This is a genomic window from Streptomyces sp. CA2R106 (assembly GCF_037034245.1).
Taxonomy (GTDB): Bacteria; Actinomycetota; Actinomycetes; order Streptomycetales; family Streptomycetaceae; genus Actinacidiphila.
In genome coordinates this window covers 163,295-187,775 of record NZ_JBAGKC010000001.1, presented here as the reverse complement: position 1 = coordinate 187,775, position 24,481 = coordinate 163,295, and the positions used below count along the sequence as shown (strand labels likewise).

The window sequence follows — 24,481 nt, the reverse complement described above, 5'->3', positions numbered from 1 at the left end:
CTCCGCCCTCTTCCGGCCCGGGGGTCAGGAAGGGGCGCCGGGCCGGAAGAGGGCGGCGGCGTTGTCGTGGCACACGGCCCGCAGCCAGTCGCCGCCGAGGCCGAGGCGTTCCAGGGCCTGGAGCTGGTGGAGGTAGGGGTAGGGGATGTTGGGGAAGTCGGTCCCGAGCAGGATGCGGTCGCCGAGGTCGGCGAGGCGTGGGAGCGCCTTGCGGGGGAAGGGCATGAAGCCCTCGGTGAAGTCGGTGAACGCCATCGTCGTGTCCAGGCGTACCTGCGGGTGGCGTTCGGCGAGGTCGAGGAACTCCTCGTACTCGGGCATGCCCATGTGCGCGACCACCAGCCGCAGTCCGGGGAACCGGGCGAGGACCCGCGCCACGGGTTCGGGTCCCGTGTGCTTGCCGGGCGCGGGCCCCGAGCCGCAGTGCATCACCACGGGAGTGCCGCTCTCGGCCAGCAGCCCCCACGCCGCCCGGAGCTGCTCGTCGTCCGGGTCGTACGCCCCCACCTGGACGTGCGCCTTGAAGACCCGGGCGCCGGCGTCGAGCGCCTCCCGTACGTAGTCCGCGGTGTCCGGTTCCGGGTAGAGCGTCGCGGTGTGCAGGCAGTCCGGGGTCCGCCGGGCGAAGTCCGCCGCCCAGCCGTTCAGCCACCGGGCCATCCCGGGCTTGTGCGGGTACACCATGGAGGTGAAGGCCCGCACCCCGAACTCCCGCAGCAGCGCGACGCGTTCTTCCTCCTCCCGCCGATAGGTGATCGGCCACTCGAGCCCCCCGACCAGCGGCCCCGCGGTGTCGAAGTACTCCCACACCTTCCGCAGCACCCGCTCGGGCATGAAGTGCGTGTGCACGTCGATCCCCCCGGCCAGCCCCAGCCCCCGCCAGAACCCCCGCACCGCTTCCGCCTCGCCACCCATCACCCGCTCCTTCCCTCACCCGCCACACCCTGCCGTCCCGCCGATCATCTCGAACCCTCCCCGCGGTCTGCCGTGAAGGGCGCTCGGACGGGCTCGCCCCGCACCGCCAAGTGCCGCGGGCGCGCGTACGGCCCGGGGTTCCACCGCATCCCGCCCCCACCACGCTGCCGGGTTCAGTAGCGTAAGTGGACAGGCCAGGAGACGCAGCAGGGCGGGGGCTCACCGGTATGACGGACGCGGCGCAGCCCGGTCGGCCCCAGGGCCCGGTGGACCCGGAAGAAGGGCCCGTCCAGCGGTTCGCCTCCGAACTGCGCGCGCTCCGGGAGGAGTCCGGCACACCGACCTACCGGGACATGGCCAGGGCGACCGGGCTCGCGGTCAGCACCCTGTCAACTGCCGCGGCCGGGCGGCGATTGCCGTCACTGCCCGTCGCGCTGTCCTTCGCCGGGTTCTGCGGCGGGGACCCCGGCGAGTGGGAGCAGCGGTGGCGGCGCGCGGCCGAGGAGGACAGCGCCCTGCGCGCCGCCGGCAGCGGCAGTGCCCCGCCGTACCGGGGGCTGTCCCGGTTCGAACCGGCCGACGCCGGCCTGTTCTTCGGCCGCGACGCCGTACTGGAGCGGCTGGTCGCCCTGTCCGGCAGCCGCCGGTTCACCGCCGTCTTCGGCCCGTCGGGCAGCGGCAAGTCCTCGCTGCTGCGGGCCGGCTTGATCCCCCGGCTCGGCGCCGCCGACCCAACTGCCCCGCGCCCCGCGGCGATCCGCATCCTCACGCCCGGTCCCCGCCCGCTCACCACGCACCGCGACCGGCTGCGGCCGGCCCCCGGCGACAGAGACGGCGGCGACGGCGACGGCGATACCTGGCTGATCGTCGACCAGTTCGAGGAGCTGTACACCCTGCGTCCCGACCCGCAGGAGCGGCAGGAGTTCGTCCGCCGGCTGCTGGCCGCGCAGGAGCCCGGCAGCCGGCTGCGGGTGGTCGTCGCGGTGCGCGCCGACTTCCTGGGCCACTGCACCCGGCAACCGGAGCTCGTCGCCGCCCTCCAGGAGGGCTCCGTGCTGACCGGCCCGATGAGCCGGGACGAGCTGCGGGCGGCGATCACCAGGCCCGCGACGGTGCGCGGGCTGCGCGTGGAGAGCGCGTTGACGGAGCAGCTGCTCTCCGCCGTCGAGGGCGAACCCGGCGGGCTGCCGCTCATGTCCCACGCCCTGCTGGAGACATGGCGGCACCGCAAGGGCAACGTGCTGACGCTGGCCGCCTACGAGCAGGTCGGCGGGCTGCGCCAGGCGGTCGCCCGGACCGCCGAGGAGGTCTACGGCAAGTTCACCCCGGCGCAGGCCGGCACCGCCCGCCGCATCCTGCTCCGGCTGGTCGTCCCCGGCCGCAACGGTGCGCCCGACACCCGCCGCCCCGCCGACCGGGCCGAGATAGACGCCGGCGAGGACAGGGAGACCACCGACGCCGTCGTGGAACAGCTGGTACGGGCCCGGCTGCTCACGGTCGACGCGGCGGCGCACCCGCCCACCGCGCCGGACGCCCTCGCCGCCCCGGCGGACGGCCCGGCAGACGACACGGCACACGGCGCAACCCACCTCCCGGGCGACAGCCCGGCAGACGGCACCCACCTGCCCGGCGGCCCCGGCGGCCCCGGCGGCCCCGGCGGCGGAAGCGACGGCACCCTGGCGCTCGCCCACGAAGCCCTCATCACCGCCTGGCCCCGGCTGCGCACCTGGATCTCCGAGGAGCGCGACCGCCTGCTCGCGCACCGGCGGCTCGCCGACGCCGCCGCCGCCTGGCAGGAGGCGGAGCGGGACCCCGCGCTGCTGTACCAGGGCAGCCGGCTCGCGGACGCCGCGGAGGCGTTCCCTCCCGGCGACCCGTCCCTCAACACCGCGGAGCGGGAGTTCCTCACCCTGTCGCTGCGCCGCCGCTCCCGCTCCGTACGCCGGCGGCGCCTGTTCGTCGCACTGCTGGCCGTGCTGTCCCTGCTGACCTCGACCGCGGCGGTGGTGGCCCTCCAGCAGCGGGCCGGCGCCCAGCGGGCGCGCAACACCGCCGTCTTCAACCGGATCACCGCCGAGGCCGACGCGGTCCGCGACACGCAGACCTCGCTCGCCGCCTCCCTCGACCTCGCGGCCGACCGGCTGCGCCCGCTGCCCGACCTCTACACGCACCTGGTCACCGACTCCGGCAGCGCCCTGTCGACGCCGCTGGACATCGGCGCCGGTATCGTCACCGCGGCCGTCTACAGCCCGGACGGGCGGGTCCTGGCCACCGCGGACGACCACGGCCCCGTACGGCTGTGGGACGTCACCACCGCCACCCGGCCCCGGCTCCTCGGGAAGGTCGAGGGCGCCGTGCAGGTCGCCTTCAGCCCGGACGGCCGGACCCTGGCCACCGCGGGGACCGCGCTGGCCACCGCCGGAAGCGCCCCGGACGCCGCGGACCGCGCCCGGCTGTGGGACGTGGCCGATCCCGCCCACCCGAGGTCCCTGGCCGAACTGCCGTCCGGGCACACGGACTTCGTCACCTCGGTGGCGTTCTCCCCGGACGGCCGTACGCTCGCCACGGCCTCGGACGACCACACCGTGCGGCTGTGGGACGTCACCGACCAGCGGCGGCCGGCCGCGCTGGGCGGGCCGCTGACCGGGCACACCGGGGACGTCGACTCCGCCGTGTTCAGCCCGGACGGCCGCACCCTGGCCAGTGCGGGCATCGACGGGTCCGTGCGGCTGTGGCGGGTCACCGACCCCGCCCGGCCGGTCCTGCTGCGGGTACTGGCCGTCAACACCGCGGGGGTCTACCAGGCCGTCTTCAGCCCGGACGGGCGCACCCTGGCCACCGCGGGCAACGACGACCTGGTCCGGCTGTGGGACGTGAGCGACCCCGCCGAGGCCACCGCGCTGGGCGAGCCGCTGACCGGCCACAGCGCCGCGGTCTGGTCAGTGGCCTTCAGCCCGGACGGCTCCATGCTCGCCAGCGCCGGCTACGACGACACGATCAGGCTGTGGAACGTCACCGACCCCCGCTATCCGGTCGCGTTCGGCCGACCGCTGACCGACCACACCGACGGCATCTGGTCGGTGCGGTTCCGGCCGGACGGACGCGGGCTGGCCAGCGCCGGCTACGACGGCCGGGCCCGGCTCTGGACCCTGCCGGACACGGTCCTGGCCGGCTCCGACGGCGGCTTCGCGGCGACGGCGTACAGCCCCGACGGCCGACTCGTCGCGACCGCGGACAGCAACAAGGGCGTCCAACTGTGGCGGACGAGCGGCCGGCCGGCCGCGGTGGGCCCGCCGCTGGAGTTCCCGGCCGCGGTGCACGCGGTGGCCTTCGCTCCGCGGGGCCATGTGCTGGCGGCAGTCGGGGACGCCGGCACCGTACGGCTGTGGGACGTGGCCGACCCCGCGCACCCGGTCGCGCTCGGGTCGCCGGCCGGCCTGGCCGGCGAGGTCGACACGGTCGCCTTCAGCCCCGACGGCCGCACCCTCGCCGCGGCCGGCGCCGAGGGCGTGATCCGGCGGTGGGACGTCACCGACCCGGCCCGGCCCGCGGCGCTCGGCGAGGACCTGGCCGCGCACGGCGGTCCGGTCACGTCCCTCGCCTTCGCCGCCGGCGGGCGCACCCTGGCCGACGGCGAGGAGAACGGCAGCGTGCGGCTGTGGACCGTCACCGGCCGTACGGCGCGACCGGCCGCGGTGCTGACCGGCCACGAGGACTCCGTCACCGCGCTCGCCTTCAGCCCGGACGGGCGCACCCTCGCCAGCGGCAGCCGGGACCGCACCGTCAAGTTGTGGAACGTCGCCGCCGCGCAGCGCTCCCCCGCCGGCGGCAGCCGGCCCCGCACCCTGACCGGGCACCGGGACTGGGTGTCCTCGGTCGCCTTCAGCCCCGACGGCCGCACCCTGGCCAGCGGGAGCCTGGACCGGACCGTGCGACTGTGGGACGTCTCCGACCCGACCCGGCCGGCCGCGCTCGGGCAGCCGCTGACCGGCCACACCGACGCCGTCACCGCCGTCGCCTACAGCCCCGACGGCCGGACCCTGGCCAGCGTCTCGTGGGACGCCACGCTCCGGCTGTGGGACCTGCGCGCCGACCACGACGCCGCCCGGATCTGCGCGGCCGTCGGGCCGACCCTCACCGAGCCGCTGTGGAAGAAGTACGTCGGCCCGCTCGACTTCACCCCGCCGTGCCGGTGACGAGCAGCGGTCAGGACAGGGCGTAGACCCGGGCCCAGTCCACCTCGTACACGGCGCTCTGCACGGGGTCGGTGTCGTTGTCGCGCACCGCGTCCAACTGGAGGGTCTGGTGCAGCGACCCGGCGCACTGGATGCACCGGCGTACGTCGTCGGCGCCGCCGGAGAAGCTGTACCACTCCGCACCGTCGAGGTAGCCGGTGACATGGTCCGGCGTCCACTCGACCGCCACGTCGTGCCACTGCGTCATGTCGACACCGCACTTCTGCGCCGACTCCTGCTGCGTCGGCACGCCGGCGTCCTGGGGGTAGTGGATGTTGGCCTGCGCGCAGTCGCCTCCCGGCACCTCGTCCTCCAGGTAGTCGTACTCCCCGTCCTGCGGCCAGCTCTCGGAGTCCGGCCACAGGATGAGCAGCGGGTGGTACGTCCACGCGGCCTCCGCCCCCGTGGGGTAGGACCGCACCCGGGCCTCCCACCTCCCGTACTGCTGGCCGAACCGCGACGCGAGCCACCCCGTGGTGCCGTCCCCGTCGCCGACCTCCTCCAGCACGCCGCCCACGACCCGCGCGTTCTGCGGGCAGCGCTGCCCGTGACCGCCGTTGCCCGGCCAGCAGCCGTCGCTGTCCCCCGCCGTCTCCCACTTGGCCGGGTCGGGTGGCGCGGGCTGGGACGGCGAGCCGTAGTCGAACTCGTCGGTGCCGTCGGGGAGCGGGGTCCCCCAGCCGTACCGCTCCGCCGCCGAGACACCGTCGTCCGACGGCGCCGCGGCGGCCGCCCGCGGGCCGCCTTGTGCCGGGCCCGCCACGGCGACGAGCACCGCCACCACCGCGCTGACGGCGAGGCGGGCACCCCGCCCGCGCCGCCACCGGCCGGTCCGGGACTGCCGGTCCGTCCTTTCCATCCTTCTCCTCCGTTCCTCCGTCTCGACCGAGCGGGCACGGCAGATCCCCACCCCCGTGGAGGATCTGCCGGCCGAACCGCGTTGGCGCGGCCCGCCGCAGGACAAGTCCACCGCCCGGCGGGCTTGTTCGGCAGCCCCGCCGAGGGTGGCGAACAATCCGGCGGCCCCCGGACCGGCCCCGCCTCAGCTCGGCGCGCGCCCGAACCGCCCGTCCCGGCAGCGCCGTTGGAGCACCCGGGCCCGTGAGCCGTTGTTCGCCCCCGGGGCGGAGGTGTCGAACAACCCCGGGCCCGGGGTGAGCTGGACACCGATGGCCCACGGGCCGTTCTCGCCTGCCTGTGCGGGACGGCAGCACGGCACGGACAGAACTACGGAGGACAGATGGCCGAGACGATGCGCGGCGCCGCGCCCGGTGAGCCGGTCGCCGACGGCCCGGCCCCGCAGGAGGTGTCGCAGGAGGTGTCCTGGTGCGCGGAGCTGGCCGGCATCCGGCTGTACCGGCGCAACGCCTTCGCCGTCACCGGTCTGCCGGCGGACACACGGGAGTCCGGCGTACAGCGGTTCCGGCAGGAGTGGCAGGACCGGCAGGACCGGCAGGACGTGGCAGCGACCTGGCCGGGCGCGGCCGGCTCCCCGCTGGCCGGGCCCTTCGGCGCGAAGGAGGTGTGCGCGGCGGTCGAGGCGTTCTCGGACCCGCGGCGGCGCTTGGCCGACGAACTGCTGTGGCTGTGGGACGGCGCGGCTCTCGGCTGTTCCTGCCCGGACCCGGTCCACCGCCGGCACGACGAGGCGGTGCGGTGCCATGCCCTCGCGCTGGAGGCGGCGGCCGGGTACCGCGAGGCCGCGCCGGAGGAGCGCGTCGAGCTGTGGGGGTGGGCGGCGGACGCCTGGGGCGCGCTGTGCGGGGGACCGGAGTTCGCGCGGCACGTCGCCGAACGGGTCAGGGCGCTGGGTGACGCGCGCTTCGGTGCGGTGGAGGCGGACGAAGTCGTCGCCGCTGTGCCGCGGTTGCTGGTCTCCCCGTTCCGCGAGATGGCCGCGGACGCCGACCTCGCGCCCGGGCTTCCCGAGCTCTGCGCGCGGTGGGCGCGGCACGCGGTGTTCGCCGGGCCGGTCACCGAGGTGTTCGAGGAGGTGGCGCGGGAGGGCGTGCGGACGGTCGCCGACGGGCTGGCCGCGGTGGAGCGGAAGCGGGCGGACCGCGGCTACCAGGACGCCGTCCTGCTCGTGGAGCAGGAGGTGGTGCCGGCCTTCGAACAGCTGACCCGCCTGGGCCCGCTCGTCCCGGCCCCGCGGCGCGAGGAGGCCGCGCACCTGCTCGCCGCCGGGCTCGACGACCTGGTCGGAGACCTGCAGGACCACTACGTCGGGCTCGTCCCGAACGGGAAGCAGCGCCGGACAGTGATCGAGCTCGCCGAGAAGGCGTACGCCGTCGCTCCCGAGCCCGACCGGAAGGCCCTGGAACGGAAGCGGGACGTCGTACGGCGGCAGTTCGGCGGCAGCGGCCCGGTCCCGGCACTGGAGACGGCGACCCAGACCCGCCTGCGGCAGATCGGCTGTCTGTCCGCCCTGCTGTTGTTCGTGGTGCTCCTCGTCTTCGACGGCCCGATGATGGCGGCCGCCGGGACGTTCCTGACGGTCGTCATCTACCTCCGCATCCGCACGGTCTTCCGCCTGGTCCAGTGGCTCGTGCGCCGCGTCCGGCGGCTCGTGCGGTCGGTCGGGGACCGCCGGAGGGGACCGGCGTGAGCCGCGGTGCGAGGACCAGGACCGGGCAGGTGCGGACCGGGCAGGTGCGGACCGGGCGGGTCCCCGGGCGGTCGGCCTGGAGCAGGTCGGCCGCAGTGTGGCAACTCCCCGTGCTCTGGGCGGCCTGGCCCTGGTACGACCACGAACGGGCCGTCCGGGTCCGCGTCGTGGTGTTCGTATCGGTCGTCCTCGCCACTGTGGTGATCGCGGTGGTGCCGGCGAAGACGGCCTGGTGGCACGGCTTCCACCGCAACTACGTGTGGGTGGTCTGCTCCGCCGTCTGTGCGGCAACGCTGTGGGGCGCCTTGCACCTCGCGCACGGTGCGGTCGGCGACCACCGGCTGATGCGCGGCCCCACCGCCACCGTCACGGCCACCCTCACGCAATGCAGGGGAGGCACCTTCGAGGGCCTCCCGACCTGCCTCTACAGCTGGACCGTCGACGGACACCGCGGCCGGCAACGGGACGTCGTCGCGTCGGCGACACACCATCCCCGCCAGAAGCAGATCCGCGTCAACACCGCCCAGAACGTCGAGCTGGTCCATACCCGCTTCAGGGAAGTCGCGAGGTGGACCGTCGCCGGCCTGCTCCTCGCGATCGACCTCGCCGTGTTCGCCGCCGGGCGCAGCGCCTTCGAGCGGAACCTTGCGGATGGTCAGCGCCGACGACGGTCTTGGTGAGCAGCACCGTGGCCACTGCCTGCAGGCCAGGTGCGTCGGGCACGTCGGGCGCCTTGTCGCCGTACAGGGGGCGTCACTTGCCGCTGTAGACGGGGAAGGCGCTGTGCTCGCCGTAGTCCACGTCGCGCAGGCTGCGCAGCAGGTCCATGTCGGCGCCGGAGATCTCGAAGCCGACCTCGGCGTTGGACCGCATGTGGTCGGGGTTCGCGGTCTTGGGCAGCGACACCGTGCCCAGTTGGAGGGTGTAGCGGATGCACAGCTGGGGGACGGACACGCCGTACTTCTCCGCCATCGCCCTGACCTCGGCGTTCTTCAGGATCGCGCCGTGGGCGATGGGCGAGTACGCCTCGACGAGGATCTGCCGGCTCGCGCAGTAGGCCAGCAGCTCGGAAGGGGTGTTGCCGGCGTGCACGAGCAACTGGTTGACGTGCGGGGCGACCCGCGCGCCGTCCAGGACGTTCTCCAGGTCCTGCTGCTGGAAGTTGGAGACGCCGATGGCACGGATCGTGCCGGCCAGGTGGGCGTCCTCCAGGGCACGCCACGCCTCACGGTTGCCCTGGGCGTAGTCGCCGCCGCGGAAGTCGTCCCACGGCTGCGGGCTGTGGATCAGCATCAGGTCGATATGGTCCAGGCCCAGCTTCGCCAGCGAGCCGTCGATCGCGTCGACCGCATGCTGGTAGTCCTTGATCTCCGCGGCGAGCTTGGTCGAGACGAACAGCTCGTCACGCGGCACCCCGCAGGTGCGCACGCCCTCGCCGACGCCGCGCTCGTTGCCGTACGCCTGGGCGGTGTCGATGTTGCGGTAGCCGATCTCGACGGCCGCGCGGACCGCGTCGGCGGCCTTGTCGTCGTCGATGAACCAGGTGCCGAGCCCCAGCGCGGGGATCTCGACGCCGTTCGACAGGGTGTAGGTCTCGTCCAGGACGGTCATGCGCTCGCTCCGTTCCTCGGCAGTTGCCCGTACACCTCGTCGGCGACGGGTTCGAGCCACTCGTTGCTGACGTTCTCGCCCGGCGTGATGAAGGCGACGTGGGAGAACCACGCATCGGCCTTCGCGCCGTGCCAGTGCTTCGTGCCCGCCGGGACGCGGACCACGCTTCCCGGTTCCATGCTGACCGGAGCCTCGCCGTCGGCCTGGTACCAGCCGCTGCCCGCCGTGCACAGCAGGATCTGGTCCCCGCCGCCGGCGGTGCCGTGGTGGATGTGCCAGTTGTTGCGGCAGCCCGGTTCGAAGGAGACGTTGCTGACGGGAACACTCCCCGTAGCGAGCGGGGCCAGGTAGCTCTGGCCGACGAAGTACTGCGCGTAAGCGTCGTTCTTCTCCCCGAGCGGGAAGATCTGGTCAAATCCGTTGCCGGCCATGTCGTTCTTTCTTTCCTTCTGTTTCGGCCCCGCCTCACCGGGCGGTGCGGGTGTCGTCTTCCCGGGTGCCGTCTTTCCGGGTGCCGTCTTCCCGGGTCGCGGTCGCGCCTGTGCTCAGGCGGAGGGCTCGTCGGCGATCTTCTTCAGCTGCGTGATCGCGGTCATGGCGTTGGGCCAGCCGGCGTAGAAGGCCAGGTGCGTGATCGCCTCCGACAGCTCCTGCACGCTCAGCCCGTTCTCCAGCGCCTTGCCCAGGTGGAAGGGGAGCTGCTCGGTGCGGTACAGAGCGGCCAGCACGCTGACCGTGACCAGGCTCCGGTCGCGCGGCGACAGCTCCGGCCGCTCCCACACGTCGGCGAACAGCACCTCGTTGCTGACCTCGACCAGCTTCGGCGCGATACCGGCCAGCTCCTGGGGTGCGGACAACTTGGCCATCGGATGACTCCCTGCAACGAAACGAACACATGGACCGGCACGGATACGGCTCGGACCCACCGTCCGCCACCGGCGGCCCGACGGCATCTCCAGCGGAGGCCGCGGTGCCGTCGGCGCGGCGCCGCATCCCTGCCGACTTCAAGAAAACCGCAGCTCACAGGCCCGGGAAAGGCACCGTCGTTACAGGTACTGACAGGACCCCCCACCTCTGCTCCACCCCGCCTAGCCTGGACGGCATGGACACCGCCCAGGAGATCCGCGAGTTCCTCGCCACCCGCCGCGCGAGGATCACCCCGCAGCAGGCCGGGCTGCCCGCCTTCGGCGGTGGAAACCGCCGGGTGCCCGGGCTGCGCCGCGAGGAGGTCGCCCTTTTGGCCGGAGTCAGCATCGACTACTACGCCCGCCTGGAACGCGGCCAGCTCGCCGGGGCCTCCGAAGAAGTCCTGGACGCGCTCTGCCGCGCCCTCCAGCTCGACGACGCCGAACGCTCCCACCTGCACGACCTGGCCGCCGCCCAGCGCCGGCGGCCGACCCGCCGCACCACCCGCCGGACCGGGGCCACCGTCCCCGCCAGCCTCAGGCGGGTCCTGGAGTCCATGACCGGCTCGCCGGCCTTCATCCGCAACGGCCGCCTCGACATCCTCGCCGTCAACAACCTCGGCCGCGCCCTGTACGCCCCCCTGTTCACCGCCACAGCCCCCGCCCCGGTGAACATCGCCCGCTTCCAGTTCCTCGACCCCGCCGGCCGCGGCTTCTTCCCCGACTGGGCCACCTCGGTCAACACCACCGTCTCCCTGCTGCGCACCGAAGCAGGACGCGCCCCATCGGACACCGAACTGACCGGACTCATCGGCGAACTCGCCACCCGCAGTGACGAGTTCCGCGCCGCCTGGGCCAAGCACAACGTGCGCCTGCACCAGACCGGACGCAAGGCGTTCCGCCACCCGGCGGTCGGCGAGATCACCCTCGACTTCGACACCATGCAGCTACCGGGCCAGGCCGGGCTGACCCTCACCGCGTACAGCGCCGAACCGGGCACCCCGGACCACGACTCCCTGCTCCTGCTCGCGTCCTGGGCCGCGACGGACCAGGAACGAGCCGACACCGGACCCTGACCACTGAGCGGGTGCGGGGTAGATGCCACGTCCGGCGCCGACCAGGGCAATGAGCTCCTGGACGGTCTCCCCGTCCTCGCCGCGTTCGACCAGGCGGCCGTCCGGGGTGCGCGCCGGGACGTGGTGCGCGTCCCAGTAGTCGGGGAGGGAGCGCGGTGAGCGCAGCACGGTGTCGCGGGCGAGGTCGTCGAGGCGGACGCAGGCGCGTCGAGCGAAGGGGTGGCGGGCGAAGGGGTGGCGGGCCGAAACGGCGAGCGCGTGGGGTTCGCGGACGAGCACCGGTCCGACGGTCAGGTCCGGCTCCTCGACGGGCCGGGAGCACAGGAGGACGTCGATCTCGCCGCTGCGCAGCGGCACGTAGCCGTCGCTGAACTGCACCTCGCGGATGTGTATTTCCACGTCGGGGTGCAGGCGCCGCTGCGCTCCCCTCGCGCTCCCTCGGACCTCTGCAAGCGCCACCGGTCGGCCTGTCGGACAGACGAAGCGCCGGCGAAACGTAAAAACCCCAGGTCGCGAACTGTGCGACCTGGGGTTTCGGGTGAGCCGCCTTCGGGATTCGAACCCGAGACCTACGCATTACGAGTGCGTTGCTCTGGCCAACTGAGCTAAGGCGGCTTGGTGCGGGTGGTGCACTGCTTCGGACAAGGGTGTCAGCAGCAGCGGGGGAAAGTCTACAGGGTTCCCGGGGGTGGTCGGGACCGCGGGGGGATCATGGGGAGGGGCTGGTCACCGGGGTGGTCACCGGGCCGGGCGGGGTCGGGCGGGGGGGCCGGTTGCGGGGCGGGGGCGGGTCAGGAGCAGGTTTTGCCGTTGGGCGGGACCGTGCCCGCCAGGAGGTAGGCGTTGACGGCGGAGTCGATGCAGGAGGACCCGCGGGCGTAGGCGGTGTGGCCGTCGCCCTGGTACGTGAGGAGGTGGCCCGAGGAGAGCTGGGACGCCAGGGACTTCGCCCAGGCGTACGGGGTCGCCGGGTCGCGGGTGGTGCCGACCACGAGGATCGGGCCGGCGCCGTCGGCGGTGATCTTCGCGGCGTGGCCGGTCGACGCGACCGGCCAGTACGCGCAGCCGAGGGACGACCAGGCGAGGGTGGTACCGAAGAGCGGGGACGCCTTGCGGAAGGAGGGCAGCGCCTTCTCGACGTCGGCGGGGGACTTGAAGGCGGGGGGCAGGTCGAGGCAGTTGACGGCGGCGTTGGCGTACATCAGGTTGCTGTACTTGCCGCTGTCGTCGCGCTCGTAGTAGCTGTCCGAGAGCTGGAGGAGCGCGTCGCCCTGGCCCTTGGTCGCGTCGGTGAGGGCGCTGCGCAGGCTCGGCCAGGCGGACTGGTCGTACATCGCGGAGATCACACCGGTGGTGCCGAGGGCCTCGGTGAGCGGGCGGGAGACGTCGCCGGTCTTGAGCGGGTGGGCGTCGAGGGAGGCGAAGAGCGCGGTGAGGTGCTTGCCGGCGTCGGCGACGGAAGTGGTGCCGAGCGGGCAGCCGGAACGGGCGACGCAGTCCTTCGCGAAGGCGTCGAACGCGACCTCGAAGCCGCCGGCCTGGGTGCGGCTGCTGTCGAGCGCGCTGATCGAGGGGTCCATGGCGCCGTCGAGCACCAGGTGGCCGACGTTCTTGGGGAACAGCCCGGCGTAGGTGGCGCCGAGGAAGGTGCCGTACGACTTGCCGATGTAGTTGAGCTTCTTGTCGCCGAGGATGGCGCGCAGCACGTCCATGTCGCGGGCGGAGTCGACGGTGGAGACGTGGGCGAGCAGCTTGCCGGAACGGTGTTCGCAGCCGTTGTCGAAGGTGCGGTCGGCGGTGGTGACGGCCTTGATCTCGGCGCTGTTGTCGGGGGTGGTGTCGACGGCCGTGAAGGCGTCCATCTGCTTGTCGGTGAGGCACTCGACGGGCTGGCTGCGGGCGACGCCGCGCGGGTCGACGGCGACCATGTCGTAGCGCGAGGTGACGGCGGAGGGGTAGCCGAGGGCCGCGTACTGGAGGTAGTCGATCGCGGAGCCGCCCGGGCCGCCCGGGTTGACCAGGAGGGAGCCGAGCTTGCCGCCCTTGCCGGTGGCCGCCTTGCGGGCGACGGCGAGCTTGAGGTCGTCGGCGGCCACGGGGTGGGCGTAGTCCAGCGGGACCTTCATCGTGCCGCAGTCGAAGCCCGACACGCCGCAACTGTGCCAGCTGATCTTCTGGTTGTAGTACGACGCCAGGTTCGCGCTGATGCCGCCCGCGGCGGAGCCGGCCGCCCCGGAGGACGCGGCGGTGGACCCGGCGGAGGCGCCGGGCGAGTCCGCGGCCGCCTTGTGACCGCCCCCTCCCGAGCAGGCGGACAGCAGCAGCCCGGTCACCGCGATCACGGTGGCGGGCATGCGGAGCAGGCGCATGGAGTGCTTGGCGGCTGGCATCGGCGGCTCGGGTCCTCCCGTTGACGTGAGGCGAGCGTATCCGGCGTGGGGCGCCGAGGTTCGCCACGCCTGTCGCCTTTTGAGTGATTCCGGGTTTTACGGGTGGTTACGAGGTGTGACGAGGGGGTGGGTGGGCATTCAAGAGGTGTGGGGCTGGTGGGGTTGGCCGGGCCACAGTGGCGGATGAGGATGAGGGCGCGGTTGGGCGCGGGGTAGGGGCGGGTGAGTGGTGCGGGTGGGCGGTACGGGTGGACGGTGCGTGATCAGGGCGCCGTGGCGGGTCGGTGCGCGGGCGGCGGCGCGGAGGAGCTGGATGCGGAGGGCCTGGGTGCGGAGTGGGGTGCGGACGGCGCGCGGGGCGCCGGTGCGGAGTGGGGTGCACGCGGGGCCTTGGTGGCGGCCGCGGATGTGGTGCCGGGTGCCGAGGCAGGTGTCCTGGCGGGTGCCGTCGCGGTGGAAGGGCGGCGGGGCGGCCCGGCGGGAGAGGTGGCCTTCGGGGCGGCCGGGGCAGTGGGCGTGGGCGTGGCGCTCGGTGCGAACGGCGACCTGGGCGTCGGGGTGAGGCTCGCCGTCGGGGTACGGGCCGGGCTGTCCAGCTTCTCGGTGAAGTAGGCGGCGGCCTTGGCCGGCAGGTCCCGCGCGCTGCGTACGCCGTCGAAGAGCCGGACCTGGTCGCCGGTCGCCCCGAGCGAGCTGCGCAGCCGTACGGCGGAGGCGCGCTGTGCGGTCTGCGTGGTGGCCGCGGCGAGCAGGAGGGACGGATAGCGGCCGGCCGGGCGGGCGATGGCGGGGTAGTCGCCGGAGATGCCGACGGCGGCGGCGTAGCGGTCCGGGTGGGACAGCGCCTCGCGGACGGCGCAGGGCGCCTGTGTGCCGAACCCGATCACGCCGTGCGCGGTGCGGGCGGTCAGGGTCCGGTAGCGGGCGGCCACTTCGGTGAGGACGGCCGCGGAGTCGGTGGTGCAGCTGGGCGGAGTGACAAGGAGGAAGGAGTTGGCACGGCCGCGGTCCGTCTGCGCGGCGAACGCGGAGTACAGGTCCGCCGCGGCGGAGGAGCCGGACCGGGCGGCGGACGAACCGGACGACGAACCGGGCGAGGGCGAACCGGACGGGACCGCGGACGGCGAGGAGCGCGCCGAGGAGGAACGCGCCGAGGAGGGCGACGAGAGCGAGGAGGCATGGACGATGACGACGGGATAGGCGACGCCGGCCGCGGCCGGCGTGGTGTAGCGGTGCGGCAGCCATACGCGGGTGCCGTCGCGCAGCTCCTCCAGGGTGCCGCCCGCAGGGTGCCCGAGGAGGCGCAGTTCCGGCGGCGGCGCGGGCGCCGGGGTGCCGGCCGGGGTGCGTACGCGCGTCGGCGGCACGGCGGTGGGCCGGGAGATGCGCGCGGCCACGGCACGGGTACGGCCCGGGACGGCACCGGCGTCGTGCAGGAGCGGTACGGCGAGGGTCGCGGCGAGGAGTGCCGTCACCCCCGAGGCGCCCGCGCGCAGCAGGGTGCCGCGGTGGTCGACGGGCAGCTCGTACACCCGGCCGGCGCGCTGGCCGTACCAGTACCGCAGCGCGCGCACCGCGAGCAGCACGGCCGCGCCCAGCGCCGGCAGGAGGAGGAGTACGAGTACGGCGTCGGCCACGGCAGGGCCCTTCCGGGACGGCAGCGGCTCCGCGGGGACACGGCGGGTGGCGGGGGCGCTGCCAGCACCTTGCATCGGCGGCCGCCCGGTGGGCGGTACCCGGCTGCGCCCGGGCGCGGTGATCACCCGAAGGCAGGACAAGGTCGCGATCTGCCGGGGGAGGAAGGGGAGGAACGGTGAGGAAGGGAGGAGGGTGCCGGGCGTCCGGTCAGGTGCGGTCCGGGTCCGGGTCCGGGTGCGGGTCCGGGTGCGCGGGTCCCGGGCCCAGGCGTCGGCTCAGGTCGGCCCGACCCGAGCGTCCGGCCCACCCCGCCCGGCCCGGCTCAGGCGCCGCCCGACCCGGGCGCCCGGCCCGCCCCGGCCCCGGCCCCGGCCCCGGCCCCGGAGAAGGCTCAGCCGGCGCGCAGCGCGAGCGTGAGGGCCTCGACGGCGAGGAGCGGCGCCACGTTGCGGTCGAGCGCCTCCCGGCAGGCGAGCACGGCGTCGATGCGCCGCAGGCTCTGCTCGGGCCGGGAGGCGGCCGCGATCTGCTCGATGCCGTCGATGACCTCGATGTTGGCCACGCGGTCGGGTGATCCGCCGAGTTGGAGGTTGAGGACGTCGCGGTAGAAGCCGGCGAGGTCGGTGAGCGCGAGGTCGAGAGTGTCGCGCTGGGTGCGGGTGGCGCGGCGCTTCTGGCGGTCGGCGAGGTCCTTCATCACCCCGGCGGTGCCGCGCGGCATCCGCCCGCCGGTGCCGGCCGCGGCGCCGAGGGCGGCGCGCAGTTCCTCGGTCTCCTTGGCGTCGACCTCCTCCGCGACGGCCTTGGCGTCCTCGCCCGCGGCGTCGACGAGTTCCTGGGCGGCGCGCAGGCAGCCGCCGATGTCGGCGATGCGCAGCGGGAGGCGCAGGACGTTGGCGCGGCGGGTGCGGGCGGACTCGTCGGTGGCCAGCCGGCGGGCGCGGTCGATGTGGCCCTGGGTGGAGCGGGAGACGCGGGCGGCCAGGTCGGGGTCGATGCCGTCGCGGCGGGTGAGGACGTCGGCGACGGCCTCCGGGGAGGGGGTGCGCAGCGTCAGCAGCCGGCAGCGGGAGCGGATGGTGGGCAGCGCGTCCTCGACGGAGGGCGCGCACAGCAGCCACACCGTACGGGGGGCGGGCTCCTCGATCGCCTTGAGCAGCACGTTCGCGGCGCCCTCGGTGAGGCGGCCGGCGTCCTCCAGGACGATCACCTGCCAGCGGCCGCCCGCCGGGGAGAGGGAGGCGCGGCGGACCAGGTCGCGGGTGTCCTTCACGCCGATGGTGAGCAGGTCGGTGCGGACGGTCTCGACGTCGGCGTGGGTGCCGATCAGGGCGGTGTGGCAGCCCTCGCAGAAGCCGCAGCCCGGGGGCGCGCCGAGTTTGCGGTCCGGGCTGACGCACTGGAGGGCGGCGGCGAACGCCCGCGCGGCGGTGGCGCGGCCGGAGCCGGGCGGGCCGGTGAAGAGCCAGGCGTGCGTCATCCGGGAGGCGTTGGCGGGGGCGGCGCCGGGCTCGCCGCCCTGGCCGCCGGACACGAGCGCGTCCGCGGCCTGGGCGGCCGCGGCCAGTTCGGCCACCACGGCGGGCTGGCCCACCACGTCGTCCCACACGGTCATCGCGACCGCACCTCGCCTCACGTCACGTCCGGCGGCGCCCGGCGCTTCCCGGGTGCCCCTGCGCGCGGACGGCTGCCGTACGACGGTGCCGCCCGCTCCCCCATTCTGCGGGACACCCCGGACAGTCCGGCCCGCGCGCCCGGCCGACCGGCACCCGCACAGACCGCACACACCGCACGGCACCGCGCGGCGCCCCGCCCGGGCGCCGCCCGCACGCCACGCGCCCCGTCACAGCGTGAGCCGTTGGACTCCCCCGGCCAGCGCGCGCTGCTCGGGCGCGTCCGTCCCCGTCCAGCACGACCCGCGCCGCCCCAGCAGCCGCCGCAGCCACAGCTCGGCCGCCACGATCTCCCCGAGCCCTTCCAGCGCGAGCACCTGCGCGCCGCTGACGCCGTCCTCCGCCGCTCCCGAAGCGGCCGCCCGGAACGCCCCGCGCAGCACCCGGGCGTCGACCAGCCCCGCGTCCGCGAGCAACGGCGCCTCGAACAGGTCGAGCAGCGGGTCCAGCGCCGCGCGCAGCCCGACGCGTACCGCCGAGGTCCCCGCGGCGGCGGACGGGCCGCTGCCCCAGCCGTTCGGCAGGCCGTGCACCCCCGCACCCGACAGCGCCACCCGCAGCACCTCCGCCCGCGCGCCGGGCCGGACCCGCAGCGCGCCCGGCAGGGCCTGGCAGGCGCGGACCACCTGGTTGTCGAGGAAAGGCGCGTGCAGCCGCTGGCTCGGTACGGCCGCGGCCTGCTCCAGCACCCGGTAGTTCGCGGCGTGCCGGGCCAGCGCGGCACGGGCGCGGCGCTCGCCGGGCCGTTCCAGCGGCCAGGGCCGCCGCGCCGCGTCCGCGAGCCGAACCGATACTTCCGCCAGCGCCTCCCCGGTCAGCCAGCGCGCCGCCGGCCCGGAACGGACCCACACCATCGCGGCCAGCGACGCGGACAGCGCGCCGCCGCCCGAACCGCCGGGGCCGTCCGGTCCGCCGAGCCCGAAGTCCCGCCGCAGCAGCGCGGCCGCCACGTCGTCGACGCCCTGCCGGTAGGGCGTACGGGCCAGCCGGCGTGCGGCGCGGTACACGGTCAGCGGCACCGTGACGGAGGTGAGCGAACCGGTGAGGGTGCCGCCGCCGTCCGCCCGGGTCAGCGCGGCGACCGGGCGCAGCAGGTGGCGGCGGCGCCGGTCCATCAGCAGGTCGGCCAGCCGCGCCGGGTGGGCGTCGAGCACCTGGCGGGCGCCGTAGCCGATCAGGTGGTCCGCGCCGCCCGCGGCCAGCCGCCTCCGGTGGCGTTCGGCGCTGACCAGCGCGGGCCCGGGCTCGTCGGTGAGCGCGCCGAGCCCGCCCGCGCCCTCGGCCCATCCGGCGACGAGGTCGGCGTAGGGCAGCGCCTCGGGTCCGCCGGGGACCACGACGTGCCGCAGCCGCGGGTCGGCGCCCATCTCCCGGGCCCGTTCCAGTTCGGCGGCCGAGCCGTGCGCGTGCGGCCCGTCCGGCCCGCCGTCGCCGTCGCCGCGCCCGCCCACCAGGTCGTTGAAGGTCACCGCGAGCAGCCGCTCCCCGGCCAGCGACCCGGGCGCGCCGGGCAGGGTGCCGGGCATGCCGGGCAGCCCAGCGGCGAGCAGCGCCAGTGTGGAGGACGCGATGCCGCCCGACAGGTCCGCGCCGATCCCGGGCGCGGGTCCGGCCCCGTCCAGCGCGCCGTCGGGCACGAAGCGCGGCTGCGCCAGCCGGACCCGTACCGCGTCCAGCAGCGCGTCGCGCACGCCCTCCACTGCGGCCAACCCGTCGGCCGCGCTGGCCGGTTGGTGGCCGGCGGCCAGGGAGGCGGCGGGCTCGTAGCCGGTGACCTCGGGTGCGCCGTCGCGAAGGATCAGCGCATGGCCGGGCGGCACCCGCCGCACCCCCAGGTACGGCGTCCCGTCGAGCAGCGCCTCGGGGGCGTCCGGGCAGGCCAGGGTCGCCGCGAGGTGGGTGACGTCGAGTCCGGCCTCGATCAGGTCGGCCAGCGGGAGTGCGGCCGTGGCGTAGGCGGTGCCGTCGCGCCAGCGGGTGTGGAAGACCGGCAGGGCGCCGGCGAGGTCGCCGAGTACCGTGATGCGGCGGCCGAGTTGGAGGACCGCGGTGTAGCTGCCGGGCCAGGCGGTGACGTGCCGCAGCGCGCCGCCGCGGGCCGCGACCAGGCCGGCCCGCAGTTCGGCGTCGGTGGCCCCGCACCGCCCGAGTACGGCCAGCCGGGCCACGCCGTGCGAACTGCCGTTGCCCGTACCGCCGTACGCGCCCGCGCCACTCGAACCGGCGTCCCCGCCCAGGCCGTTCGCCGCCGCGTAACCGGCCGCGCCGTATCCCCCCGCGCCGTAGGAGCCGGTGCCGTACGACGCGCCGCCGTAGGAGCCGCTCCCGTACGATCCGCTCCCGTACCCGCCGGTTCCGGCCGCGGAACCGTTCGCCCCGGCCCGCCCGTTGGCGTTCGCCCCCGGGTCCGCGTGCACCACGCGCACCTCGTCGGGGCGCCAGTCCCCCACCGCCCACAGCGGATCGGCCTCGCCCCACAGGAGCTGTGCGCCGACGGGCTGGAGTGCGCGGGACCGCGCACCGGGCAACGGACCCGCGGTGGCACTGCTCCACCCCACCAACCACCGCATCGCCGCCTCCACAGGCTGTGGACAGCCGGCAGGGCCCGGTTCCGCTGCTGCTACCGCTCACCCCGCCGGGCCGCCACGTCTGACGTCCGAAAGACCATGCTGCCACGTGGAGACGCGCAAGGAGGCGCACGGGTGCACCAAGCCGGGCCGGGTCGCGCCCCCGGCCCGGGGACACGACCCACCCGGACCGAGGCGTGCGCCGGCCGGCCGCGGCCCGGCGGCGAAACGTCTGGTTCGCGCCAAAGTCCGCGGCACATGCCGCAGTTGATATGCCGCGCGAGTGCCCGGCAGATCCTCCGCGGTGATCGGCGGCGGTCACGGAACGTGTCCCGGACCGGCAGTTCGCCGTGGAATCGTCTTTACAGAACCGGCCACGGGGTCAACGGCCCGGGAGGCGTTCGGACGCCGCCCGGGCCGGTCCGCCACCCGCGGGGATTGTGGCAGCGGAACCCCCTGGCCCGCTCCACCCCGGCATAGCCGCCTGCCGGGGCCCGCGGGCCGACCCATGGCCCCATGCAACCGCGGCGGGGACGGCACGGCACAGAGCGCACAGCCGGGCGCACGGCCACATATACCGGGAGCACACGCCGGATCGTGCGCGCATCGCACGCGGGGCGCTTGCGGGCACCCGTCCGTTTCCGGCCATCCGCCACGAGCCTCTTAACGGTCGGGATGCAGCGAACTACGCTGGGTGTACCCGGTTCGCACACGTAAGCGCGGCTCGGGTGCCCGCCGCAAGTACCGTACCGGCCGCACCGCGGCCGCCGCGGTGGCCGAATCGGGCTCCAGGGGGAGGGCGACACCCGTACCCCCGGACGACATCACCAGGCCGGGCCGGCCTGCCCCCAAGCGGCATCACGAGGTGAACCGCAGTGAACAGAGAACACCGCGGGCCGAACGAGAAGCTCGGCACCCTTCTCGCCATGGCGGGCATCAGCAACGCCGGACTCGCGCGCAGGGTCAACGACCTTGGCGCACAACGCGGTTTGACGCTTCGCTACGACAAGACGTCGGTGGCCCGCTGGGTCACCAAGGGCATGGTGCCGCAGGGCGCCGCACCCCACCTGATAGCCGCCGCGATCGGCAGCAAACTCGGCCGTCCCGTGCCGCTGCACGAGATAGGTCTCGCCGACGCCGACCCGGCGCCGGAGGTCGGCCTCGCCTTCCCCCGGGACGTCGGGGAGGCGGTGAAATCAGCCACCGATCTGTGGCGACTCGACCTCGCCGGACGGCGCGGCCCGGGCGGCGGCGGCATCTGGCAGAGCCTGGCCGGATCTTTCGCAGTGAGCGCTTACGTCACCCCCGCCTCGCGCTGGCTGATCACCCCCGCCGACGCCACCGTGGCCCGCGACGCGCCCGCCCCCGGCATGGCGCACGTCGGCCACGCCGACGTCACCAAACTCCGCGAGGCCGCCGACGACGCGCGCCGCTGGGACTCCAAGTACGGCGGCGGCGACTGGCGTTCGGGCATGGTGCCGGAGTGCCTGCGGGTGGAGGCCGCCCCGCTGCTGCTCGGCTCCTACAGCGACGACGTGGGCCGCGCGCTGTTCGGCGCCACCGCCGAACTCACCCGGCTGGCCGGGTGGATGGCCTTCGACACCGGTCAGCAGGAGGCCGCGCAGCGGTACTACATCCAGGCGCTGCGGCTGGCCCGCGCCGCCGCGGACGTCCCGCTCGGCGGCTACGTCCTGGCGTCGATGTCCCTCCAGGCGACCTACCGCAACTTCTCCGACGAGGGCGTGGACCTCGCGCAGGCCGCCCTGGAGCGCAACCGGGGCCTGGCCACCGCCCGCACCATGAGCTTCTTCCACCTGGTGGAGGCCCGCGCGCACGCCAAGGCCGGCGAGGCCGCGGCCTGCGGCGCCTCCCTGTCGGCGGCCGAAGCGCTGCTGGAGCGCGCCCGCACCGGCGACGCCGACCCCAGCTGGCTCGGCTTCTACTCCTACGACCGGCTCGCCGCCGACGCCGCCGAGTGCTACCGCGACCTGCGCCTGCCCCGGCAGGTGCAGCGCTTCACCGAACAGGCGCTGGCCAAGCCGACCGAGGAGTTCGTCCGCTCGCACGGGCTGCGCCTGGTGGTCTCCGCGGTCGCCGAGCTGGAGTCGGGCAACCTCGACGCGTGCTGCGCGGCGGGCGTCAAGGCGGTCGAGGTGGCGGGCCGGATCTCCTCCGCGCGCACCACGGAGTACGTCCGCGACCTCCTGCACCGCCTGGAGCCGTACAACGACGACCCCCAGGTGCTCGACCTGCGCGAGCGGGCCCGCCCGCTGCTGGCGGCCCCCGCGTAGGCGGGCGCGCCCGGGAGCAGGGCCGTACCCGCGCGCCGTATCGGGCGTGTCCGCAAGGTCACGCCCGTACGGCACGCCGCCGCGCCCTGCCGCCGCCGTAGAATCGACGGCATTGTGCCGACGCCCACCACCTCCTCCGCCCCTGCTCCCGCGCCCGCCGTGAAGTTCCCGGCCGGGCCCGCGCCCGACCCCGCCGGGTCCCGCGGCGAGCACCGCATCCGCAGCTTCCACGCGCGGCGCGGCCGGCTCACCAAGGCGCAGGAGGCGGCGATCGAACGGCACTGGGCGCGCTGGGGCGTGGAGCTGGACGGCACCGCGCTGGACCTGGCCGCGCTGTTCCCCGCGCCCGGCGGCGGGCGGCTGCCGGTCGTCGTGGAGATCGGCTTCGGCATGGGCGACGCCACCGCCGCGATGGCCGCCGCCGACCCCGGCACCGGCATCCTCGCCGTCGACGTGCACACCCCCGGCCAGGGCAACCTGCTCGCGCTCGCCGACCGCGACGGCCTGACCAACGTGCGGGTGGCCAACGGCGACGCGATCGTGCTGCTGCGCGACATGCTGCCGCCCGCCAGCCTGGACGGGCTGCGGGTGTACTTCCCCGACCCGTGGCCCAAGGCCAAGCACCACAAGCGGCGGCTGATCCAGCCGGACTTCCTCGCCCTGGCCACCCCGCTGCTGCGGCCCGGCGCGGTGGTGCACTGCGCCACCGACTGGGAGCCGTACGCGGAGCAGATGCTCCAGGTGCTGACCGACGCCCCGGGCCTGGCGAACCGGTACGGCGACACCTTCGCGCCGCGGCCGTCCTTCCGCCCCCTGACGAAGTTCGAACGGACCGGCCTGGCCAAGGGCCACGTGGTGCGCGACCTGCTCTTCGTACGGGTCTGAGGCCGCCGCCGGAGCAGGTTGTCCCGCACCCTCGCGCGGCCCCGGCCCACCCCCGTACTGTCGTCATGGTGACGACACATTCGTACCCTTCCGCGCCGGACGCCCCCCTCGGGGACGACGCGCCGCAGGAGCCCACCACGGCGCACTACGGGCCGCGGCGCGCCTTCTGGGAGAGCCGGGCGGTACGGACGGGTGCGCTGTTCACCGCGCTCGCGGTGTGCGGGGTGGTGATCCTGGCGGTGCTGCGGCACCACATCGGCACCGAGCCCTTCCTGGTGGGCATGGCGCTGGCGCTGCTGCCGGTGCCGCTGATCGTCTGGGCCTACCTGTGGTTCGACCACGTGGCGCCCAGCCCCTGGCAGAACGTCGTGTTCGCCTTCTCCTGGGGTGCCTGCGCCGCCACGCTGGTGGCGATCTTCGCCAACGAGTACGGGGCGAAGCTGCTGGCCTCGGCGTTCTCCGCGACGCCCTCGCAGTCCGACCAGTGGGGGGCGACGTTCGTCGCGCCGCTGGTCGAGGAGACCGCCAAGGGCAGCGCGCTGCTGCTGCTCTTCCTCTTCCGGCGGCGGCACATCGAGTCGCTGCTCGACGGGATCGTGCTCGCCGGGCTGACCGCGACCGGCTTCGCCTTCACCGAGAACATCCTCTACCTCGGCAACGCCTTCGACCAGGACAAGGCGCTGGGCGACGGCGGGATCGGCACCACGGTGGCGACCTTCGTGGTCCGGGTGCTGATGACACCCTTCGCCCACCCGCTGTTCACGTCGATGACCGGGATCGGCTTCGCGCTGGCGGCCACCCTGCGCCCGGGGCTGCACTGGCGCTGGCGGTGGGTGCCGCCGCTGTGCGGCTGGCTGCTGGCGATGGTGCTGCACGGCACCTGGAACGGCAGTTCCTCCCTGTCCCCGCTCGGCTTCCTGACGGTGTACGTGTCGGTGATGGTGCCGGTGTTCGGGCTGGTGCTGTGGCTGGCGTTCTGGGCCCGCTCCAACGAACTGCGGACGGTCCGCCGCGCCCTGCCGCCGTACGCCGCCGCGGGCTGGCTCGCGGTCGGCGAGCCGAACGCGCTGGGCACCATGCGGATTCGGGCGGAGGCCAGGCGCGAGGCGAAGCGGCTGGTGGGCGAGCAGGCGGCGCGGGCGGTCCGCGACTACACGGCGTTCGCCACGCACCTGGCGTTCCTGCGGGCGGCCGCCGAACGGGGCGCCCCCGAACCGGACTTCGCCGCGCGCGAGGCCGAACTGCTGTCCCACCTGTGGCACCGCAGGGCGCTCGCCCAGCCGGCCCTGGCGCACGCGGTGGCGCTCGACGAGCCGCCGGCCCGCCGGATGCCGCCGCCGCTCCCGTACGGGCCGCAGGGGCCGTACGGGCCGCAGGCCGCCTACGGCTACCCCGCCGCGTACGGGGCGCAGTACGGGGCCCCGTACGCGCCGCCGTACGTGCCGCCGCCGCGCGCCGCGTGGGAGCCGCCGCAGCCGCACGTCCCACCGCCCTACGGCGCCCCGCCGCCCTACGGTCCTCCTCCGTCGTACGGTCCCCCGCCGCACCCGCCCAAGCACCTGTAGGGGCGCGCCGGAACCGCGGTGCACGCGGGGCGCACACCGTATCCCCCGCTTTGCACCCGGCGTACTCTTTGGGGGGATTGATTTCCTGGACGGATTCGGCCTGGAAATCCAGTGATGCTGCT

General features: G+C 75.0%; 16 protein-coding genes, 1 tRNA gene and 1 pseudogene. 7 read left to right on the top strand and 11 right to left on the bottom strand.

Annotated features, from left to right (window positions below; genetic code table 11):
• Nucleotides 1-24: 24 nt before the first annotated feature.
• A complete protein-coding gene (locus tag WA788_RS00820) occupies nucleotides 25-915 on the bottom strand; it encodes an amidohydrolase family protein (protein ID WP_335970495.1) in 891 nt (296 codons plus the stop codon).
• Between the two features lie 227 nt (nucleotides 916-1,142).
• Between WA788_RS00820 and WA788_RS00815 the strand changes: the two genes are divergently transcribed.
• The gene (locus WA788_RS00815; protein WP_335970493.1) at nucleotides 1,143-5,111 is read left to right on the top strand and encodes an nSTAND1 domain-containing NTPase; all 3,969 of its coding nucleotides are present in this window, start codon (nucleotides 1,143-1,145) and stop codon (nucleotides 5,109-5,111) included.
• 10 nt (nucleotides 5,112-5,121) lie between these two features.
• Here the strand turns inward: WA788_RS00815 and WA788_RS00810 are convergent, their stop codons facing one another.
• Nucleotides 5,122-6,009, bottom strand: coding sequence for a glycoside hydrolase family 16 protein (locus WA788_RS00810; RefSeq protein ID WP_335970491.1), 888 nt, complete (start codon nucleotides 6,007-6,009; stop codon nucleotides 5,122-5,124).
• Between the two features lie 381 nt (nucleotides 6,010-6,390).
• Here WA788_RS00810 and WA788_RS00805 point away from each other — a divergent pair, with 381 nt between their 5' ends.
• Nucleotides 6,391-7,758, top strand: coding sequence for a hypothetical protein (locus WA788_RS00805; RefSeq protein WP_335970489.1), 1,368 nt, complete (start codon nucleotides 6,391-6,393; stop codon nucleotides 7,756-7,758).
• Nucleotides 7,755-8,438: a hypothetical protein gene (locus tag WA788_RS00800; protein ID WP_335970487.1), complete on the top strand. Its 684-nt coding sequence runs from the start codon at nucleotides 7,755-7,757 to the stop codon at nucleotides 8,436-8,438. The genes WA788_RS00805 and WA788_RS00800 overlap by 4 nt, the downstream gene beginning before the upstream one ends.
• A 73-nt stretch (nucleotides 8,439-8,511) precedes the next feature.
• Here WA788_RS00800 and WA788_RS00795 read toward each other — a convergent pair whose 3' ends face one another.
• The 3 genes from WA788_RS00795 to WA788_RS00785 form a co-directional block, all read right to left on the bottom strand.
• Nucleotides 8,512-9,369 carry an aldo/keto reductase gene (locus WA788_RS00795; RefSeq protein ID WP_335970485.1) on the bottom strand — a complete coding sequence of 286 codons (858 nt, stop codon included), beginning with the start codon at nucleotides 9,367-9,369 and terminating at the stop codon, nucleotides 8,512-8,514.
• Nucleotides 9,366-9,800 (bottom strand): cupin domain-containing protein, encoded by a 435-nt coding sequence (locus tag WA788_RS00790; RefSeq protein WP_335970483.1) that lies wholly within the window; start codon nucleotides 9,798-9,800, stop codon nucleotides 9,366-9,368. Before WA788_RS00790 ends, WA788_RS00795 begins: the two co-directional genes overlap by 4 nt.
• Nucleotides 9,801-9,914: 114 nt before the next feature.
• Nucleotides 9,915-10,235 (bottom strand): carboxymuconolactone decarboxylase family protein, encoded by a 321-nt coding sequence (locus tag WA788_RS00785; RefSeq protein WP_335970481.1) that lies wholly within the window; start codon nucleotides 10,233-10,235, stop codon nucleotides 9,915-9,917.
• A gap of 236 nt (nucleotides 10,236-10,471) precedes the next feature.
• Between WA788_RS00785 and WA788_RS00780 the strand changes: the two genes are divergently transcribed.
• On the top strand, nucleotides 10,472-11,350 hold the full coding sequence (locus WA788_RS00780) for a helix-turn-helix transcriptional regulator (RefSeq protein ID WP_335970479.1): 879 nt from the start codon (nucleotides 10,472-10,474) through the stop codon (nucleotides 11,348-11,350).
• 18 nt (nucleotides 11,351-11,368) lie between these two features.
• On the opposite strand, the pseudogene WA788_RS00775 reads toward WA788_RS00780, so the two are convergent.
• The 6 genes and pseudogenes from WA788_RS00775 to WA788_RS00750 all read right to left on the bottom strand — a co-directional run.
• Nucleotides 11,369-11,809 (bottom strand): annotated as a pseudogene (locus WA788_RS00775) (LysR substrate-binding domain-containing protein); the annotation flags it as partial.
• 82 nt (nucleotides 11,810-11,891) lie between these two features.
• Nucleotides 11,892-11,965 (bottom strand) — tRNA-Thr (locus WA788_RS00770).
• 176 nt (nucleotides 11,966-12,141) lie between these two features.
• Nucleotides 12,142-13,740: an alpha/beta hydrolase gene (locus tag WA788_RS00765; RefSeq protein ID WP_335970477.1), complete on the bottom strand. Its 1,599-nt coding sequence runs from the start codon at nucleotides 13,738-13,740 to the stop codon at nucleotides 12,142-12,144.
• Nucleotides 13,741-14,003: 263 nt separating this feature from the next.
• Nucleotides 14,004-15,377 carry a hypothetical protein gene (locus tag WA788_RS00760; protein ID WP_335970475.1) on the bottom strand — a complete coding sequence of 458 codons (1,374 nt, stop codon included), beginning with the start codon at nucleotides 15,375-15,377 and terminating at the stop codon, nucleotides 14,004-14,006.
• A 392-nt stretch (nucleotides 15,378-15,769) separates the two neighbouring features.
• On the bottom strand, nucleotides 15,770-16,993 hold the full coding sequence (locus tag WA788_RS00755) for a DNA polymerase III subunit delta' (RefSeq protein WP_335970473.1): 1,224 nt from the start codon (nucleotides 16,991-16,993) through the stop codon (nucleotides 15,770-15,772).
• Nucleotides 16,994-17,221: 228 nt separating this feature from the next.
• Nucleotides 17,222-19,621: an asparagine synthase-related protein gene (locus tag WA788_RS00750; protein WP_335970471.1), complete on the bottom strand. Its 2,400-nt coding sequence runs from the start codon at nucleotides 19,619-19,621 to the stop codon at nucleotides 17,222-17,224.
• Between the two features lie 872 nt (nucleotides 19,622-20,493).
• Between WA788_RS00750 and WA788_RS00745 the strand changes: the two genes are divergently transcribed.
• The 3 genes from WA788_RS00745 (at nucleotide 20,494) to WA788_RS00735 (ending at nucleotide 24,359) form a co-directional block, all read left to right on the top strand.
• On the top strand, nucleotides 20,494-21,909 hold the full coding sequence (locus WA788_RS00745; RefSeq protein WP_335970469.1) for an MFS transporter: 1,416 nt from the start codon (nucleotides 20,494-20,496) through the stop codon (nucleotides 21,907-21,909).
• A gap of 111 nt (nucleotides 21,910-22,020) precedes the next feature.
• Nucleotides 22,021-22,794 (top strand): tRNA (guanosine(46)-N7)-methyltransferase TrmB, encoded by a 774-nt coding sequence (trmB, locus tag WA788_RS00740; protein WP_443033955.1) that lies wholly within the window; start codon nucleotides 22,021-22,023, stop codon nucleotides 22,792-22,794.
• 65 nt (nucleotides 22,795-22,859) lie between these two features.
• The gene (locus tag WA788_RS00735; protein ID WP_335970465.1) at nucleotides 22,860-24,359 is read left to right on the top strand and encodes a PrsW family intramembrane metalloprotease; all 1,500 of its coding nucleotides are present in this window, start codon (nucleotides 22,860-22,862) and stop codon (nucleotides 24,357-24,359) included.
• Nucleotides 24,360-24,481: the final 122 nt, after the last annotated feature.